Source organism: Paenibacillus sp. ACRRX (genome assembly GCF_022346885.1).
Classification (GTDB): Bacteria; Bacillota; Bacilli; order Paenibacillales; family Paenibacillaceae; genus Paenibacillus_B.
On sequence record NZ_JAKRNK010000002.1, the window covers coordinates 710,511 to 727,496 of the forward strand.

At 45.4% G+C, this 16,986-nt stretch carries 16 protein-coding genes; all 16 read right to left on the minus strand.

The features are described 5' to 3' along the window. Nucleotides 1-18: 18 nt before the first annotated feature. A complete protein-coding gene (locus MH117_RS08660; protein WP_239328266.1) occupies nt 19-1,317 on the minus strand; it encodes a flagellar hook-length control protein FliK in 1,299 nt (432 codons plus the stop codon). A gap of 37 nt (nt 1,318-1,354) precedes the next feature. Then, nucleotides 1,355-2,272 (minus strand): MotE family protein, encoded by a 918-nt coding sequence (locus tag MH117_RS08665; protein ID WP_239328267.1) that lies wholly within the window; start codon nt 2,270-2,272, stop codon nt 1,355-1,357. A gap of 47 nt (nt 2,273-2,319) precedes the next feature. After that, complete coding sequence (gene fliJ, locus MH117_RS08670; RefSeq protein WP_239328268.1) at nt 2,320-2,766, minus strand: flagellar export protein FliJ; 447 nt, start codon at nt 2,764-2,766, stop codon at nt 2,320-2,322. A gap of 7 nt (nt 2,767-2,773) precedes the next feature. Next, nucleotides 2,774-4,108, minus strand: coding sequence for a flagellar protein export ATPase FliI (gene fliI, locus MH117_RS08675; RefSeq protein ID WP_028545154.1), 1,335 nt, complete (start codon nt 4,106-4,108; stop codon nt 2,774-2,776). After that, nucleotides 4,098-4,937, minus strand: coding sequence for a FliH/SctL family protein (locus MH117_RS08680; protein ID WP_343224456.1), 840 nt, complete (start codon nt 4,935-4,937; stop codon nt 4,098-4,100). The genes fliI and MH117_RS08680 overlap by 11 nt, the downstream gene beginning before the upstream one ends. 1 nt (nt 4,938) lies before the next feature. After that, nucleotides 4,939-5,952, minus strand: a complete 1,014-nt coding sequence (gene fliG, locus MH117_RS08685) for a flagellar motor switch protein FliG (protein WP_239328270.1) — start codon at nt 5,950-5,952, stop codon at nt 4,939-4,941. Nucleotides 5,953-5,958: 6 nt separating this feature from the next. After that, nucleotides 5,959-7,542 carry a flagellar basal-body MS-ring/collar protein FliF gene (gene fliF, locus MH117_RS08690; RefSeq protein ID WP_239328271.1) on the minus strand — a complete coding sequence of 528 codons (1,584 nt, stop codon included), beginning with the start codon at nt 7,540-7,542 and terminating at the stop codon, nt 5,959-5,961. Nucleotides 7,543-7,582: 40 nt separating this feature from the next. After that, on the minus strand, nt 7,583-7,900 hold the full coding sequence (gene fliE, locus MH117_RS08695) for a flagellar hook-basal body complex protein FliE (RefSeq protein WP_239328272.1): 318 nt from the start codon (nt 7,898-7,900) through the stop codon (nt 7,583-7,585). A gap of 40 nt (nt 7,901-7,940) precedes the next feature. Beyond that, nucleotides 7,941-8,393 (minus strand): flagellar basal body rod protein FlgC, encoded by a 453-nt coding sequence (gene flgC, locus MH117_RS08700; RefSeq protein WP_239328273.1) that lies wholly within the window; start codon nt 8,391-8,393, stop codon nt 7,941-7,943. A gap of 8 nt (nt 8,394-8,401) precedes the next feature. After that, nucleotides 8,402-8,806: a flagellar basal body rod protein FlgB gene (gene flgB, locus MH117_RS08705; protein ID WP_239328274.1), complete on the minus strand. Its 405-nt coding sequence runs from the start codon at nt 8,804-8,806 to the stop codon at nt 8,402-8,404. Nucleotides 8,807-9,161: 355 nt separating this feature from the next. Continuing rightward, the gene (hslU, locus tag MH117_RS08710) at nt 9,162-10,562 is read right to left on the minus strand and encodes an ATP-dependent protease ATPase subunit HslU (protein ID WP_239328275.1); all 1,401 of its coding nucleotides are present in this window, start codon (nt 10,560-10,562) and stop codon (nt 9,162-9,164) included. Between the two features lie 28 nt (nt 10,563-10,590). Beyond that, nucleotides 10,591-11,133 carry an ATP-dependent protease subunit HslV gene (gene hslV / locus MH117_RS08715; protein ID WP_239328276.1) on the minus strand — a complete coding sequence of 181 codons (543 nt, stop codon included), beginning with the start codon at nt 11,131-11,133 and terminating at the stop codon, nt 10,591-10,593. A 70-nt stretch (nt 11,134-11,203) separates the two neighbouring features. Beyond that, entirely contained in the window at nt 11,204-12,529 is a 1,326-nt protein-coding gene (gene trmFO / locus MH117_RS08720) for an FADH(2)-oxidizing methylenetetrahydrofolate--tRNA-(uracil(54)-C(5))-methyltransferase TrmFO (RefSeq protein WP_239328277.1), read from the minus strand. 71 nt (nt 12,530-12,600) lie between these two features. Next, entirely contained in the window at nt 12,601-14,694 is a 2,094-nt protein-coding gene (topA, locus tag MH117_RS08725) for a type I DNA topoisomerase (protein WP_239328278.1), read from the minus strand. Between the two features lie 27 nt (nt 14,695-14,721). After that, nucleotides 14,722-15,846, minus strand: coding sequence for a DNA-processing protein DprA (gene dprA, locus MH117_RS08730; protein ID WP_239328279.1), 1,125 nt, complete (start codon nt 15,844-15,846; stop codon nt 14,722-14,724). Nucleotides 15,847-16,033: 187 nt separating this feature from the next. Then, on the minus strand, nt 16,034-16,972 hold the full coding sequence (sucD, locus tag MH117_RS08735; RefSeq protein ID WP_239328280.1) for a succinate--CoA ligase subunit alpha: 939 nt from the start codon (nt 16,970-16,972) through the stop codon (nt 16,034-16,036). Nucleotides 16,973-16,986 lie beyond the last annotated feature (14 nt).

The following is a 16,986-nucleotide window of genomic DNA, read 5'->3' on the forward strand; positions in this document are numbered from 1 at the left end:
TCGATTAATTGAGACCAATTACACACTAGCGGTAAAGGAAGACCCTGTAAGGGACTGAACAGCTCGAGCCGTTTCCGAATCTACTCCGTTTATCGGCTCTCCGTTGTTTTCTTTATCGTCCCCGCCCCCCGCTGAACGACGTGAAGAACGTTGTTCTTGGTTCGCATTAGGTTGTCTGTCTCCTTGGAACATAGAGAAGGACATGGAAGCTTCTGAAGCAGCAGCAGTCTGCTGACTTACCTCAAGCTTCTCTACCTGAATTCCCTGTGACTGAAGTGCACCGCGCAGCATGGACATTTGCTGATCAAGCATATCTTTAGCTGCAGCATGCTCCGTCATAAACTGTGCCACCAACTGACCATTCTGCATCGTTAATCGCACATTTACTTGCCCCAGATTTTCTGGATACAATGTAATTTTGGCTTCGGACACACCGTTACGTGATGTAATCAGCATTTGTTTTACCATAAATCCAGACATTTCTTGAGCAAAATGCTGTGCACGAATAACAGGAACTTGCTTGGTAGCATTTAAGCCTTCAGCTTTCATTGCAAATTGGCCTGCTGTCATGACTTGATTGTTAAGGTCCAATCCATCATCTGTTACACCTGTAGACTCCTGTCCTCCCATCAAGCTCGCGAAAGATTGACCTTGCCCTGCTTGTGAATTGACGTTTGTCCCCTTGGCTACAGCAGCTGTATGACCAACTTCCGCCTGTGCTTGGGCTGGAACTGCAGCTTGCGATAATCCAGCATCCGTTTGTGCGGCAGGTCGATTCAGCACTTGACCTAATTGCTGCAACAACTTGCCAGCTTGCTCATTCAATGCAGCATTTCCTGTAGTGCCCGTGTTCGCTTGTCGTAACAAATGTTGAATTTGTTCCAGTTGATCTCGAACGACAAAGGCAACAGTCTGAGGCTGCTTAGCGAGCAAATCAATTGACGCCTCTTGCTCAGGTGTGACATCTACTTGCAGCGGTGTGAGCAGCGCCTGTGCTTGACCTATCCATTGCTGAAGTAATTCAAGCAATGCTGGATCAGTCTCTAGCTGTGACTCGTTATTCTGCAGCGCAGCCAGTAAAGATTGAATAAGTTCGTCAAGTGAACCAAGCGCTTCATCCGTTAGCGAACCTGCTTCGGCAAAAGCAACCAGTGGCATAAGAGACGCCATTGTTTCCTGACCCGTCGAACCCGTATTCATACATTGTGATAAAGTGGCGAAAAACACACCGGCATCAGTAGCTCCTCCTTTTGTGGAGACGCCACTTGCTCCGGATACCGCATTAGCTGTTGGTACTGAAGAAACTGACATTGACATATATATCACCTCCTTTCAAACACAGCAGTACGCTACTTTATTTGTTCGGGAACAACTTGGACACTAGCTTAGCAGTTGCTTGCTTGTCCGCTTCCGTCATGGCATCAATCAATTTGGAGCGTGTTGCGTCATCTACTGCATTTAATACGGCCAAGACTTTTCCTGGATTTATTCTGGATGTTTCTAGCAAGATGCTGGCACCACTCTTTGGTGACATACTCGAGAAAGTCTTGCTGAGTTGTGTCTTGTCCAAACCTGTTGTTGCAGGTGCAGTCGTTTCATTTTTCTTGAGACGAGCCTGCAATGCAGCAATTTTCAAATTATCAGACGTCTGCACATCTTTTAATTGAATAGATGCTTCCGCAGCAGTTTTGGGATTCATTTTTTCTAGTATTTTGACGCGTTCTTCCTGCTTCATCGCGTGCAGCACCAGAACCATTTCTTCCTTCGTCAAATTCTCTAGTATTGGCGCAGCCTTGCTTGGCATCATTTTGGCATACATACCAGCGAGATCTTTCACTTGTTTATCATACTGGTCAGCGTTTACACGCTGCTGTTCTTGTTTTTGCGCCGATTGATTGGCTTGCTGCGTCAGTTTGTTGACTTCGTCCTCTAATGTTTTACGTTTCTCGGCCAACACACGCAGATCATTATCTTTGGAAGCCAGAAGCTTTTTCAAGTCGGCAATTTGCTCTGCTTCTGTAGGAGCTGCTTCTTTACTTTTCTTGTCCTTGCTGTCTTTCTCTGCTTCCTTCTCATCTGGAGCAGGAAGTACTTTATTAATTACAGGAACATCCTGCGCCCAGTTCAAAATATTATTTCGCCAGTCGACGTTAAATAACGTTAGCAGGACTACTAACAGCACAATCGTAAACAAGATTGGCGTTGCAAAAAACAAAAATCGTTCAAAACCTGAATACTGACTTCCGTTATCTTCCAGCACTTCCTTAGCCACTGCCATCCCTCCTGCTTCAGCGGCGGTTAACCTTTTCCGTCACAATTCTATCGAGTTGCCATATGGAAACGTACGGTCGCCATTTCGTCCATTTCATTTTGTTCGATAAGTGCAAGTTGCTGTTTAAAGTGGTCTTCCGCCTTCTCGCGTGCTTTCTTCCACAACTTCTCATCTGTCATGCAATCTTTCAGATTGTCTTGTCTGACTCTAACACGCCCTTCAGCGGCCAGCACTCTTTCATTGGCTGCAAAAATCTGTGAATCCATATGGGCGATATAATGCTGCCAGAGCTGCAATTCATGAGCTGGGGCACTTGAGTCAATCATGCTCTGTAGCGTGTCGGCAGCCTCTTTCCGTTCATTCTTCACTCGCACCAATTGGTCCTCTTCAATCTGCAAATGTCCAATGGCCTGCGAAAGCATCCACTCGGATTGTTTTTTCGTGTTTGTCTTCAGATCCAATACTTTCTGAAAAGAGTATTGAAAAGCGCGCATCCGCTACTCATCTCCCTTGAAATTGCATGGTCAACCGCTCAATCGTTTCTTCATATGACATTGATTCATTGATACGCTGCTTGGTAAAACCATAAATGTCATCAATTGCTTCTATTGCTTCGTCGATAGCAGCATTCGAACCTCGTTGATACGCACCAATATTAATGAGATCTTCTGATTCCCTATATACGGCCAACAAACGTTTTAATTGTTCCGCCGCAAGCTGATGTTCTTCAGGTACGATATCTTTCATGACTCGACTTACACTCGCCAATATATCGATCGCTGGAAAATGTCCTTTTTGCGCAATATTACGATTAAGCACAATATGACCATCTAATATCCCGCGCACCGCATCAGCAATAGGTTCGTTCATGTCATCACCATCAACAAGCACCGTATAAAATGCGGTTATCGAGCCGTTCGGGCCTGTACCGCTGCGCTCAAGCAGCTTGGGCAGGCTTGCAAATACGGATGGCGTGTACCCGCGGGTTGCAGGCGGCTCACCAATCGCAAGCCCTACTTCCCGCATCGCCATCGCATAGCGTGTGACGGAATCCATCATCAGCATGACATTCATGCCCCGATCACGGAAGTATTCAGCTATCGTAGTTGCTATTACCGCACCCTTAATTCGAACAAGTGCTGGTTGATCCGATGTTGCCACCACAACAACCGAGCGTGCCAACCCTTCAGGACCCAGATCTCGCTCGATAAACTCGAGTACCTCTCGACCTCGCTCTCCTACAAGAGCTATGACGTTCACATCGGCAGCGGTATTACGCGCAATCATACCAAGCAGCGTACTTTTACCAACGCCGGAGCCAGCAAATATCCCTACACGCTGTCCATTTCCAATCGTAAGCAGCCCATCGATTGCACGTACGCCAACACCAATGGGGTCTTGAACACGTGGTCTCTTCAGCGGATTCGATGGAATGTTCGACGTAGAACACTTGGCCATCCTCGTTGGGAGGAAGGACCCATCCAGAGGCTGACCCAATCCGTTCAGCACTTTCCCCAGAAGTTCCGATCCTACCTGTACGGTCAATGGTTTGCCAGTTCCAACGACATCACAGCCTGGGCCAATATCGTTAAGCTCACCTAACGGCATTAACAGCACTTTGTTGTCGCGGAAACCTACCACCTCAGCCATTAAGGGGACGTTACCTTTATTCGGATGAATAAAACATACCTCACCGATGCTGGCATCTGGCCCTTCTGATTCTACTGTCAATCCAATAACTTGAGTTACTTTTCCATTCACGCGAACGGGATCCACGTGTTTGAGAAACTCTGTATATTTATCTACATTCCAAACGTGCTCTGCATTAGATTTCATCGTTGACATGCTCCCCGTGATGAACGGCTACTTGAATCAGCGCCTTCTTTAATTCTTCCAGTTGTGTATCAATTCTCGCATCGATGCTTCCCAATGACGAACGAATGACACAGCCGTGATCCTGAACACTTCCATCCGGAATAATCTGAAGTTCCGCTTGTGAATCAATCGCAATGCTTAATTCTTCGCGTGCTGCATGGATAAACATAAATTGCGCAGGAGATACACAAAGAGTAATTACTCCACTTTCCCGCTTACGCGATAGCTGCTTCTTCACCATTTCCAAGATAAGCTCAGGCTGCACCGTCAGTTGCTGATCAATAATCTTCTCCGCAATAGAACAACTCAAGGATACAACAAAAGGTTCGGCTTCCTGAATCAATTGATCTTTTGCTGCATAGGCCTGCTTCAGCAATTCACCCGCCTCGCTGACTTTTAACTCATAAGCCTCTTTAATAGCTTGTTCGGCTTGTGATACTCCAGCTTCGTATCCTTCGGTCTGAGCTTGCTGTTGAATCTCACTGCGAAGCTCGTCGTCTTGTGTTCTGCGCTCATCCCACCAGGCTTCGATCTCTGCACGCGCATCTTCCAACATCTGTTCAGATTGTTCTGATGCCACTCGGACTTGATCTTCTGCAAATGCTTGCGCGTCTGCAAGAATATCTTGACGCAAAGCAGCCAACTGCGTGTCTTTGGCTAACAAATTGTCACCCGTTAGTTCTTCCTCGTCCGCCTGCTCTTGTTGCTCTAACAGTCGTTCTTGGTGACGTCGTACTGCCTCCAGCATTCTCATTTGTTCAACAGGAATGTAGTGGGAAGATTTAATCACGTTAGACAATGATATCGTCTCCTCCGCCGCGCGCTATAATGATCTCGCCCGATTCCTCTAAGCGACGAATTGTAGCAACGATGCGCGTCTGCGCTTCCTCCACGTCACGCAACCGCACAGGTCCCATAAATTCCATTTCTTCTTTGAAAGTATCCGCCATCCGTTTCGACATATTGCGGAAAATAACACCTCGTACATCTTCGCTTGCCACTTTGAGTGCAAGCTGCAAGTCCGAGTTATCAATGTCCCGAATAATACGTTGGATCGATCGATTGTCAATATTGACAATATCCTCAAACACGAACATCCGTTTCTTGATCTCTTCTGCCAATTCAGGATCCTGGATTTCAAGAGAATCCAAAATGGTACGTTCTGTACCGCGATCGACGCCATTTAAGATATTGACAATCGATTCGATACCACCTGCGCTTGTATAATCTTGCGTTACTGTAGCAGACAACTTCTGCTCAAGCACACTTTCCACCTGACTGACTACCTCTGGAGAAGTGCTGTCCATTAACGCGATTCTGCGTGCAACCTCTGCTTGTTTATCTGGGCTTAACGATGACAAGATCTGAGATGACTGCTCGGTCTGCAAATAGGATAGGACGAGAGCAATAGTTTGCGCGCTCTCGTTCTGAATAAAGTTCAAAATTTGCAAAGCATCAGCCTTGCGAGCAAAGTCAAACGGACGAACTTGCAAAGTTGCCGTCAAACGGTTAATAATGTCCACCGCTTTAGAAGCACCCAGCGCTTTTTCCAATATTTCTTTGGCGTACGTAATACCACCTTGCGAAATATATTCTTGCGCCAAACAAATTTGATGAAATTCGCTTAACACGGTTTCTTTATCAACAGAGTCAACTTTTCTTACATTTGCAATTTCAAGCGTTAATTGCTCGATCTCTTCATCTCTTAAATGCTTAAATATTTGCGCCGATACTTCAGGACCTAATGAAATGAGCAAGATCGCCGCTTTTTGTCTGCCTGTTAAACCTTGATTGTTTCTAGCCATCTATGCTCACCTCGATTCGTCAACTAGCCAAGTCCGCAGCAAATTGACGAATTCTTCTGGTTTCTTCTTCGCCAACGATTCCAATTGCTTGCGCACCTGATTCTCGTTTGTTGCATATTCCAAATCAATCGAAGGAAGTTCAACATGCGTTGGAATATAGCTCATTCCATCTTCATCGATAAATTCTTCTTCGCGCTTTTTGCGTTTGCGAGCAACTGCAAATGCAATTCCTCCACCAATTAACAATAGAGCAAGTGCTCCAGCCCCATACCATACCCAAGTCGGGATAGAAGTCGTACTCAAAACTCCGCCATTAGTCCCATTTTGTGAAATGACAGAAACTTTTCCTTCTAATTCCGCGTCAGTTATAGTAGAGCCTGATTCTTTCAGTTGAGCTGCTACGATAGAACGAAGAACTTTCTCCACGGATTTGAGTTTCTCATCCGTAAGATCAGGCGATTCAACTGCAGCATGAATGGTTAAATCTTTAACAGCATACGGGCTGGACTGAATCAGGTTTTTAATCCGGTTCACTTCATAGTTTACGGTCTTCTGAGACTTCTCTGATGAGGTATCTCCGTTTCCGGTCGCACCTGGGTAATTGGTAACATCTTCACTGCCTGTACCCGCTACACCTTGCTGCGCACTTTTACCCGTGAATGTTTCCTGCAGCTCTTGAACACTGATTTCAATACCTTTCATGTTCTCAGCATCAACAGGAGTCACCATATTTTCTTCTTTGTTCACTTTATCAAAGTTGAGATTGGCGGATACCAAGACATTTGCGTTCTCGGGACCGACAACACCAGCTAAGAAGCTGCGTACTTTATCGCCCAAGTCGCGTTCATAGCGGCGTTGGATGACCAGTTGCTCTTCGACTTCACTTGCAATTCCGGATTTCCCTGAACCTGGCGAACCGGAAGCATACATAGGTCCTTCATCGCTTGATAACGTAATGTTGTCAGCTGTAAGGTTAGGCACTGCCGATTTGACGAGATTAAAGTATCCATCTACAACTTCTTGTTTCGGGCTGTAGCCTGGTTTGAACTTTAATAATACAGATGCAGATGCTTGTTGTTCTTCATTTGTTGCAAATACACTTTCTTTAGGCAGATTAACCAGTACTTGTGCATCGTTAATCCCTTGCATGTTCCGAAGGAGTCGTTCTATTTCGCCATTCAAGGCATCCTTGTAACGAACATCAAACACGTTATCCGTCATGCCGCCCATAAGACCGTCGGCACCAAATGAATCAAAGCCAATAGAGCCATTTTTAACGATACCTTGTGCACCGATGTCTACTTTTACTTTGGACGCAGACGCCTCGGGGACAGAAATTGAACTGCCGTCAGCACTTAATTCGTAAGGTATCTTGTTAGTGTTCAGATATTCAATAATTCCAGCTGCGTCATTCGAGTTCAGATCTCGGAATGCTAACGCATATTCCGTTTTAGATAGCTGATAGGTTATTAAGCTAATCGCAACAACCAACAGTACCAAGGTGGATATTAGGATCCACTTCGTTCTTTTACCAAATTGATTCCAGTATTGAGAAGCTCGTTCCCGATACTGGCCTATTTTCTCTTTCAATTCTCGTCACCCCACCAAAACTGTGTAAGACAAGACGTCTTTACATTTGCATGCGCATGACTTCTTGATAAGCTTCGACTACTTTATTTCGTACTTGTGTCGTCAACTGTAAGCTTAGAAGCGCGCGTTCTGAGGCGATCATGAGCTGGTCTACGTTAACTTCACCGATCATAAATTGTTTGTTCATACTTTGGACTTGATGCTCTTGTGCATCAACTTGTTGAAGTGAATCCGCTAGAAATTCCCCAAATGACTTGGTCATTTCCGCTGGTGTTGCTGGAGCTGATGATGAGATGTTACTAACTGTGGCTTGCACTTGAGATGGTTGCATCGGCAACATCATCGTGTTCGTGATCATCCTGTACCCTCATTTCGCATTAGTTCAAGTTCAATGCCCGTTATGCCCTTCCAATTTCCAATGCCTTTGTAATCATGGACTTTGAAGCATTTAACGCTGTGACATTGGCTTCATAAGATCGAGTAGCTGATATCATATCAACCATTTCTCTAGCCATATCTACATTCGGCATGGATACATAACCGTTCGCATCCGCATCCGGATGGGTTGGTTGATACACAAGCTTAAAAGGCGAAGCATCATCTTGAATTCGACTCACTCTTACGCCACTTGTTGATTTTGTTCCTTGCATTGCAGAATCCAATGTTTGTTGAAAGGATGGCTGCGTTTGCGACATCACAACTACTTTTCGACGATAAGGTACGACTTGCCCGTTAACTACCTGAGCACGAGTTGTCTCTCCATTCGCAATATTCGAAGAGATCACATCCATCCGTAACCGTTGTGCCGTTAATCCTGAAGAACTGATCTGAAAGCTGTTACTAATGTTCATTCCTCAACTTACCTCCTGACATCCATACCGGTACGCATCATGTTAATGTGATGATTGACTTGCTGTACGTATGTAAAATAACGTAATTGGTTCTCCGCCTGCAGCGCCATCTCCCGGTCCATATCAACGTTATTTGCATTGTTACCCATAACAGTTGATTCGTCTTGGACGGTTTTGAACTCTGGCACACCTTGTGACGGTCCAATATAAAAATGCTTTTCATTTGTCCGTCGGCCAGTTAACGATCCTCCATTCATTTGATCGCGAAGGATCGATTCGAACTGAACATCAGATCGCTTGTAATATGGTGTATCTACATTGGCGATATTGTTGGCAGTTGCGTTCTGCCTTGCGGCAGCTGCCTGAATGGCACCTTCAAGTTGTCTAAATTGTAAGCCATTCAATAAATCCACATGGTCTCCCCCGCTTTCTCCACAAATGAATCTTTATTTCATGATTCAACGTTAAACTGCTTTTTCCTGCTTTTAATCGACAAAATTCGATTAAAAATTACAAATTACTACTGACAGGCGTGAGCATTCGTAAATCCCTTGCCATAACTTGCATAAAAAACGACTCGACATCTCAAAATTAAACATTTTGTCTGAAATTGCGCACTTTTATCATCTTAAACTTTACAAGAGAAAACAATATGAAAAAAGCCCTATCTTTCGATTGAAAGACAGGGCAAATAGTGGAAAACAATTTAATTAACATATATATACTGCGTGCAAAACAAGTATTATATATGACTATATGTTCATGTTTTTATAAAATATACTGGCTAAGATCACGGTTTTGTGAAATATCGACTAACTTTTCACGGACATACTCTGGCGTGATGACAAACTGCCCCAAATTTAGTTCAGGCGCTTCAAAGGAGAGGTCCTCGAGCAGCTTTTCCATAATGGTGTGTAAGCGTCTAGCCCCTATATTTTCCATATTTTGATTTACACTTTGGGCTATACGGGCAATCTCTTCAATTGCATCATATGAAAACTCCAATTCCAGGCGTTCCGTTTTTAGCAGTTCCACGTACTGTTTAGTTAATGCGTTCTCAGGCTCCGTAAGAATCGATACGAAATCCTCCATGGACAAACTTGTTAATTCGACCCGAATCGGGAAACGCCCCTGGAGCTCTGGGATCAAATCCGACGGCTTCGCAATATGGAATGCACCTGCTGCCATAAACAAGATGTAGTCGGTCTTTACTGCACCATACTTCGTCATGATCGTAGAACCCTCTACGATGGGCAGGATATCGCGCTGCACACCTTCACGGGATACATCTGGTCCTGACCCACGTGTGGCCGAAGCAATCTTATCGATCTCATCGATGAAAATAATACCCGACTGTTCCGCACGATGAATAGATTCCTGTATTACATCATCCATATCAATTAACTTGCCTGCTTCTTCTTGTGTAAGCACTTTACGCGCTTCCTTAATGGACAGTTTACGCTTCTTCGTCCGCTTTGGCATAAGGCTTCCGAGCATTTCCTGCATATTCATCCCCATCTGCTCATTGCCCTGTCCCGCAAACATGTCAAACATATTTGGAGTCGCTTCTTCCACATCAATCTCGACAATATCCTGCTCCAAGTTGCCAGACAGCAAATCAAATTTCACTTTGCGCCGCTTCTCTTGTAAGCCTGCGTCTGGTTCCGGCTCAGATTTTGTCGCCTGTTGATTGTTATTTTGTCCAAATAGCATTTCAAACGGATTACGCTGATTTTTTTGATTATCTGAAGATGGCACCAATAGCTCAACAAGTCGATCATTAGCCATTTCCTCAGCTTTATCCTTTACTTTCTCCGTCCGTTCCAGCTTCACCATACGAATAGAAGTTTCGATAAGGTCGCGAACCATAGATTCCACATCACGGCCTACATATCCTACTTCTGTAAACTTCGTCGCTTCCACCTTGACAAATGGAGCCTTGACCAGCTTCGCTAATCGTCGGGCAATCTCTGTCTTGCCCACACCAGTTGGCCCAATCATCAAAATATTTTTAGGTACGATTTCATCTCGAATCGACTCATCCAATAAACTGCGGCGGTATCTGTTGCGTAGTGCAATCGCAACGGATCGCTTCGCTTTTTTCTGACCTACGATGTATTTATCTAATTCAGCAACGATTTGTCGCGGCGTCCATGCTTGCTCGCTCATTGTAATCCCTCCACTCTTTATGTTGCGTTTACAATTCTTCTACAACGATATTGTCATTCGTATATACACAAATCTCACTTGCGATACGAAGTGATGCTTCTACCATTTCCTTTGCGGTCATGTCAGCCGCGTGTCGCTTCAATGCACGAGCTGCCGATAAGGCAAAGGAACCACCTGAGCCAATCGCTAAGACGTGGTCATCTGGTTCAATAATTTCACCATTACCCGATATAAGCAGCATGTGCTGGGCATCCATCACAATCATTAATGCTTCAAGCTTGCGCAGCACTCGATCTTGACGCCAATCTTTAGCCAATTCCACTGCAGCACGCTGCAAATTACCATGATGCTCCTCGAGCTTGCCTTCAAATTTCTCAAACAACGTTATTGCATCCGCTACAGATCCAGCAAAGCCAGCCAAAACTTGACCGCGGTACAACCGTCTAACTTTGCGGGCATGCTGCTTCATTACCATATTTTGCCCAAAAGTAACCTGCCCATCTCCGGCAATTGCGCCGTGGCCATTATGTCTGACCGCACAGATCGTTGTTGCATGAAATTGCATTTCCATCTGTATCCACACCCTTCTTTCAAAATGGAAAAGAAACAGCTAGTATTCTGGCTGCTTCTTTATACGTGCTTTACTGTTGTTTCGTTCCAAGCTGTTCTTTAAAGCTGCGCAGCACATCCAATGCACGTTGTGCCAACGCATCATTCTTATCCTTCTTGTTGCGGATACGGGTCTCAAGCGCAGGAAACAGCCCAAAATTAGCATTCATTGGTTGGAAATGCTTAGCGTCTGCTGTAGTAATATAATGCGCCATACTACCAAGTGCCGTCTCATGCGGGAACGTAATACACTGTTCTTCAGCAGCGCAGCGTCCTGCGTTAATTCCCGCGATTAATCCTGAAGCTGCCGACTCTACATACCCTTCTACACCTGTCATTTGACCAGCAAAAAACAAGTTTGGACGCTCTTTAAACTGATAGGTCGGTTCAAGCAGTCTTGGCGAATTAATAAATGTATTACGATGCATAACACCGTAACGTACAAATTCCGCCCGCTCCAATCCTGGAATCATCTGGAATACACGTTTTTGTTCGCCCCATTTTAAATGTGTCTGGAAACCAACAATGTTATATAAAGTACCCGCTGCATTATCCTGGCGAAGCTGAATTACCGCAAATGGCGTCTTGCCTGTACGCGGATCAGGAAGCCCTACTGGCTTCATTGGACCAAATAATGCAGTCTGCCTCCCCCGTTTCATCATGACTTCAATTGGCATGCAGCCTTCAAAATATATCTCTTTTTCGAACTCTTTCAGCTCGGCCGTCTCTGCTGTAGTTAACGCCTCATAGAAGGCATTAAATTCTTCTTCCGTCATCGGGCAGTTTAAATAAGCTGCTTCGCCCTTGTCATACCGGGAAGCCAAATATACTTTCTCCATGTCGATAGAGTCTTTATCAACAATCGGCGCAGCTGCATCATAGAAGTAGAAATACTCTTCCCCCATTAATTGTTTGATCTGCCCAGACAACGAAGGAGACGTCAGCGGACCTGTCGAAATGACAGTTAGGCCATCAACAGGGATCGACTCCATTTCCTCATGACGAACTTCCACTAACGGGTGGTTTTTCAGCTGCTGAGTTACTTCTTCCGAGAATCCTTCACGGTCCACCGCAAGCGCACCGCCTGCGGGAACAGCATGTTTGTCCGCAGCGTACATAATTAACGAATTCATCATTCGCATCTCTTCTTTAAGCACTCCAACTGCGTTTGTGAGACCATTTGCCCGTAAACTGTTACTACACACCAATTCAGCAAATTGGTCCGTGTGGTGGGCAGGTGTCTTGACTACAGGCCTCATCTCATATAAGGTCACGGGTACTCCTTGCTGTGCAATCTGCCAAGCAGCCTCACTTCCTGCTAGACCCGCTCCAATCACAGTCACTTTTGACTTGCTCATCTATATGCTCCCCCTCATTGCTGCTTAAGCGAAATGGCCGCAGAACGCTCCAGCGGCCATCCCTCTAAATTCTATTCATCGTCATCTGATTCTTGTACTTGCTCTGTATGCTCACACTGTGTACACTGCAGCTTCGTGCCTTGTTTGGATCGCTTCTCAATCATTAAGCTGCTGCATGATGGACAAGGCTTCGTAGATGGTTTATCCCACATCACATAATCACAAGTGGGGTACTGGTCGCATCCATAGAAGATACGTCCTTTCTTGCTTCTTCTTTCAACTAGCTTGCCGTCCTTGCACTTAGGGCAACCTACCCCTGTATCCTTGATGATAGGTCTAGTGTTACGACAGTCTGGGAAGCCCGAACATGCAAGAAACTTACCAAAGCGCCCCATTTTATATACAAAATGCCGTCCGCATTTCTCGCAAATCTCATCGGAAACTTCATCCTCGATTTCGATTTCCTTCATTTCTTCTTCTGCCACTTCTAATCGTTTTTCAAAAGACTCATAGAAATTGGCAAGGACTTTATCCCAATCCTGTTGACCTTCCTCAACGTGATCAAGATCTTCTTCCATGTGTGCAGTAAATTCCGCATCCAGTATTTCTGGGAAAAACTGCTCCATCTGCTGTATTACAAGCTCCCCAAGCTCTGTCGGCATGAATTTCTTCTCTTCAATAGCTACGTAGCCGCGCTTCTGGATCGTCTCTAACGTTGGCGCATAAGTACTTGGCCGTCCTATTCCCAACTCTTCCAGCGTCTTCACCAAACGAGCTTCTGTATATCGCGGAGGCGGCTGTGTAAAATGCTGCTTTGGCTCTAGTGCCTGCTTCTTTAGCTTATCTCCTACAGACAACGGCGGCAGCAGCTTATCTGTCTCTACTGTACCGTCATCGTTACCTTCCACGTATACCTTCATGAAACCAGGGAATCGCACTTTGGAACCGTTAGCACGGAAGCCAGCATCTCCTGACGTGATTTCAATCGTCATCGTATCCATGATGGCAGATGTCATCTGACTTGCGACGAATCGCTCCCACACAAGCTTGTAGAGACGGAATTGATCCCGACTCAAAAATGGCTTCATCGACTCTGGATCACGCAGCACAGAAGTCGGACGTATCGCTTCATGCGCATCTTGTGCATTCGCAGATTTCTTCACGTATTGTCTCGGCGTTTCTGGCCAATAGTCCGGTCCGTACTTGTCGACAATGTATCCATTGGCTTCTTCCTGTGCTGTAGGGGAAACACGTGTCGAATCCGTACGCATGTATGTAATCAGACCGACCGTTCCTTCTTTGCCTAAATCCACACCTTCATACAACTGCTGTGCGACGGACATCGTCTTGGATGCACGGAAATTCAGCTTACGGGCTGCTTCCTGCTGCATTGAGCTCGTTGTAAATGGCGGAGATGGATTCCGCAAACGTTCTTTCTCTTTCACCTCTGCAACGGCAAAATCGCCGTCTTGGATCGCTTGCAGCACTAGCTGTACATCTTGCTCCGATCCAAGTTCCCGCTTTGCACCATTCAAGCTGTGAAACTTAGCTTCAACGACTGCTTTTCCCGTCTCTAGCATTGCGGTAATCGTCCAATATTCTTCAGGTATAAAGGCATCAATCTCATTCTCACGATCAATGATTAGCTTAACGGACACCGATTGAACACGACCTGCCGATAAGCCCTTCTTAACCTTTTTCCACAAAAGCGGGCTAATCTTATAACCGACCAAACGGTCAAGGATACGTCTCGCTTGCTGGGCATGAACGAGGTCCATATTAATTTGACGCGGTGTTTTAAACGCATCCTTCACCGCTTGCTTCGTTATTTCATTAAATACAACTCGACATGCTTGAGTCTCATCTATATCAAGCACATGCGCCAAGTGCCATGCAATAGCTTCACCTTCGCGATCCGGGTCAGCCGCGAGATATATTTTTTTCACTTTTTTACTTGCATCTTTAAGCTCTTTAAGTACGGATCCCTTACCGCGAATCGTAATATACTTGGGATTAAAATTATTCTCTACCTCTACCCCGATCTGACTCTTGGGCAAGTCACGTACATGGCCCATAGATGCTTTAACAATATATTTGCTGCCTAGATACTTGCCAATGGTCTTGGCTTTCGCAGGCGATTCTACAATTACTAGTGAATCCGCCATAGGCGCACCCTCCTCTCCAACAACCTTTCACGTCCATATCGAATCATATACAGCGCCTGGGCGCTCATGAATTCGCTTTTTCAACTGTAAGGATAACAAAATGTGATGCAGTTCTGCAAATGACAGTTCACTATCACGCAGCAATTCGTCCATTGTAGATGGTTTATCTTCAATTCTGTCCAGTATTGCCTGTTCTGACGCAGTCAATGCCGCTTCATTGAAACAATTCATGACCGTTCCATTATTGTCTGTCTCGGGGAGTGTTGTCAACCGACACCGAAGATCAGTTATAATATCGTTTGCCGAATCAATCGCTTTAGCACTTGAATCTTTCAGTAATTGCAAGGTTCCTGCAGACTTAGGTGACGTTATTGGTCCTGGAATTACGTATACTTCACGTGATGATTCCATTGCCGAATAGGCGGTTATTAAGGCGCCGCTCCTTTGCGCAGCTTCAACAACAATTGTCCCCAGTGTCAGGCCTGCAATAATACGATTACGTCTAGGGAAAAGGCCTGGATGAGGTGCTGTTCCCATCGGATATTCGGAAATAACTATACCCGCTAATGATATACGTCTCGCCAGATCCGAATGTTCGGGAGGATAGGTAACCTCGCAGGGAGTTCCCAAGACTGCAATCGTCTCACCTTTTGTGAGAGCGCCTTCATGACTCGCAGCGTCGATCCCTCTTGCCAAACCGCTAACTACAATTAACTTGCGCTCTGTCAGCTCCGCCGCTAGCTTATGGGCTACTTTCTTGCCATATACAGTCGGCTGTCGAGTACCCACCATGGCAATTGAAGGTCTGCTTAAAAGTGACATATCTCCGCGGCCAAACAATACCCACGGAGGTTCATGTATATGCTTGAGCAGTTCGGGATATGGCTCATCTATAAGCGTAATCCATTGCGTCCCTGATTTATACGTCAATTCTAATTGTCTATCTAGACTATCCACAGTAAACCCGGCGGACAATCGCTGCGCTACTGCTGGCTTTACACCCAGCTCGTGCCAATCCTTTTCATTACGGTCGAGCCATGCCTCCAAGCCATTCAGACCAACTGTATGAGAGCATAACTGAATCGTATGCCAACCCACACCCGAAATACAATGTAACCCAAATAACAGCTGCTGCTTAGACCATATTCCCATCGTTCTAACCCTCCACTCTTATAATGAAGGAAAGCGTTAGACCACTTTCCTTATTGTGCTTGAGTCCGTTAAATATTGCAAGTATGAATGCGCTGTGTTCACAGATGTTCTTATGTTCCTACAGGCTGATAATAAAAAAACAACCTCCCAACGCAATGGCGTCGGAAGGTTGCTTACCTTCATCTTATTAAGCGTGTTGATGCGTAATGCACTTGTCAAGCAATCCTTGTTCTTCCAGTACTTTAACAAGCGTAGATCCCATCTCAGAAGGTGTAGGCGCTACTTGAACACCACATGCTTCAAGCACGGCGATCTTTTCTGCCGCTGTACCCTTACCACCAGAAATAATTGCACCAGCATGACCCATGCGCTTACCTGGAGGTGCTGTTGCGCCACCGATAAAGCCCACAACAGGTTTCTTCATGTTGGCTTTAATCCATTCTGCAGCTTCTTCCTCTGCTGTTCCACCAATCTCTCCGATCATAATGACAGCGTAAGTGTTAGGGTCTTCATTAAAACGGCTTAATACATCAATAAATTCAAATCCTTTAACGGGATCTCCACCGATACCTACAGCAGTCGACTGGCCAATTCCTCGAGTCGTTAATTGATGAACAGCCTCGTAAGTCAATGTTCCACTACGTGACACAACACCTACATGACCAGGCGTGTGGATATATCCAGGCATAATTCCGATTTTGCACTCTCCAGGCGTGATGACGCCAGGACAGTTTGGTCCAATCAGCACGGTACGTTTGCCTTCCATAAAGCGTGACACTTTGACCATATCTAGAACCGGAATACCTTCTGTAATGCAGATGACGATATCCAAGTCTGCGTCAACCGCTTCCATGATGGCGTCTGCAGCAAAAGCTGGAGCAACGTAGATTACACTAGCTGTAGCGCCAGTCGCTTGCTTAGCTTCAACAACTGTATTATAAATCGGCAGTTGAACAAGTGTTCCGTTATCCAGCGTGATGTCGGCAGTAAGGCCGCCTTTACCAGGGGTTACGCCACCTACCATCTGTGTCCCATACTCCAAGGCACCCTTTGCATGGAACAAAGCAGTCTTGCCCGTAATACCTTGTGTAATTACTTTTGTATCTTTATTGATTAAGATGCTCATCGACAATCCATCCT

Bases quoted from the DNA above. Each gene is read 5' to 3' on its own strand.
- sucD (WP_239328280.1), bottom strand. From the start codon at position 16,972: ATGAGCATCTTAATCAATAAAGATACAAAAGTAATTACACAAGGTATT.
- fliJ (WP_239328268.1), bottom strand. From the start codon at position 2,766: ATGCGCGCTTTTCAATACTCTTTTCAGAAAGTATTGGATCTGAAGACA.
- topA (WP_239328278.1), bottom strand. From the start codon at position 14,694: ATGGCGGATTCACTAGTAATTGTAGAATCGCCTGCGAAAGCCAAGACC.
- fliI (WP_028545154.1), bottom strand. From the start codon at position 4,108: ATGAAATCTAATGCAGAGCACGTTTGGAATGTAGATAAATATACAGAG.
- hslU (WP_239328275.1), bottom strand. From the start codon at position 10,562: ATGAGCGAGCAAGCATGGACGCCGCGACAAATCGTTGCTGAATTAGAT.
- fliE (WP_239328272.1), bottom strand. From the start codon at position 7,900: ATGATCACGAACACGATGATGTTGCCGATGCAACCATCTCAAGTGCAA.
- MH117_RS08660 (WP_239328266.1), bottom strand. From the start codon at position 1,317: ATGTCAATGTCAGTTTCTTCAGTACCAACAGCTAATGCGGTATCCGGA.
- trmFO (WP_239328277.1), bottom strand. From the start codon at position 12,529: ATGAGCAAGTCAAAAGTGACTGTGATTGGAGCGGGTCTAGCAGGAAGT.
- hslV (WP_239328276.1), bottom strand. From the start codon at position 11,133: ATGGAAATGCAATTTCATGCAACAACGATCTGTGCGGTCAGACATAAT.
- dprA (WP_239328279.1), bottom strand. From the start codon at position 15,846: ATGGGAATATGGTCTAAGCAGCAGCTGTTATTTGGGTTACATTGTATT.
- fliG (WP_239328270.1), bottom strand. From the start codon at position 5,952: ATGGCTAGAAACAATCAAGGTTTAACAGGCAGACAAAAAGCGGCGATC.
- flgC (WP_239328273.1), bottom strand. From the start codon at position 8,393: ATGAACATTAGTAACAGCTTTCAGATCAGTTCTTCAGGATTAACGGCA.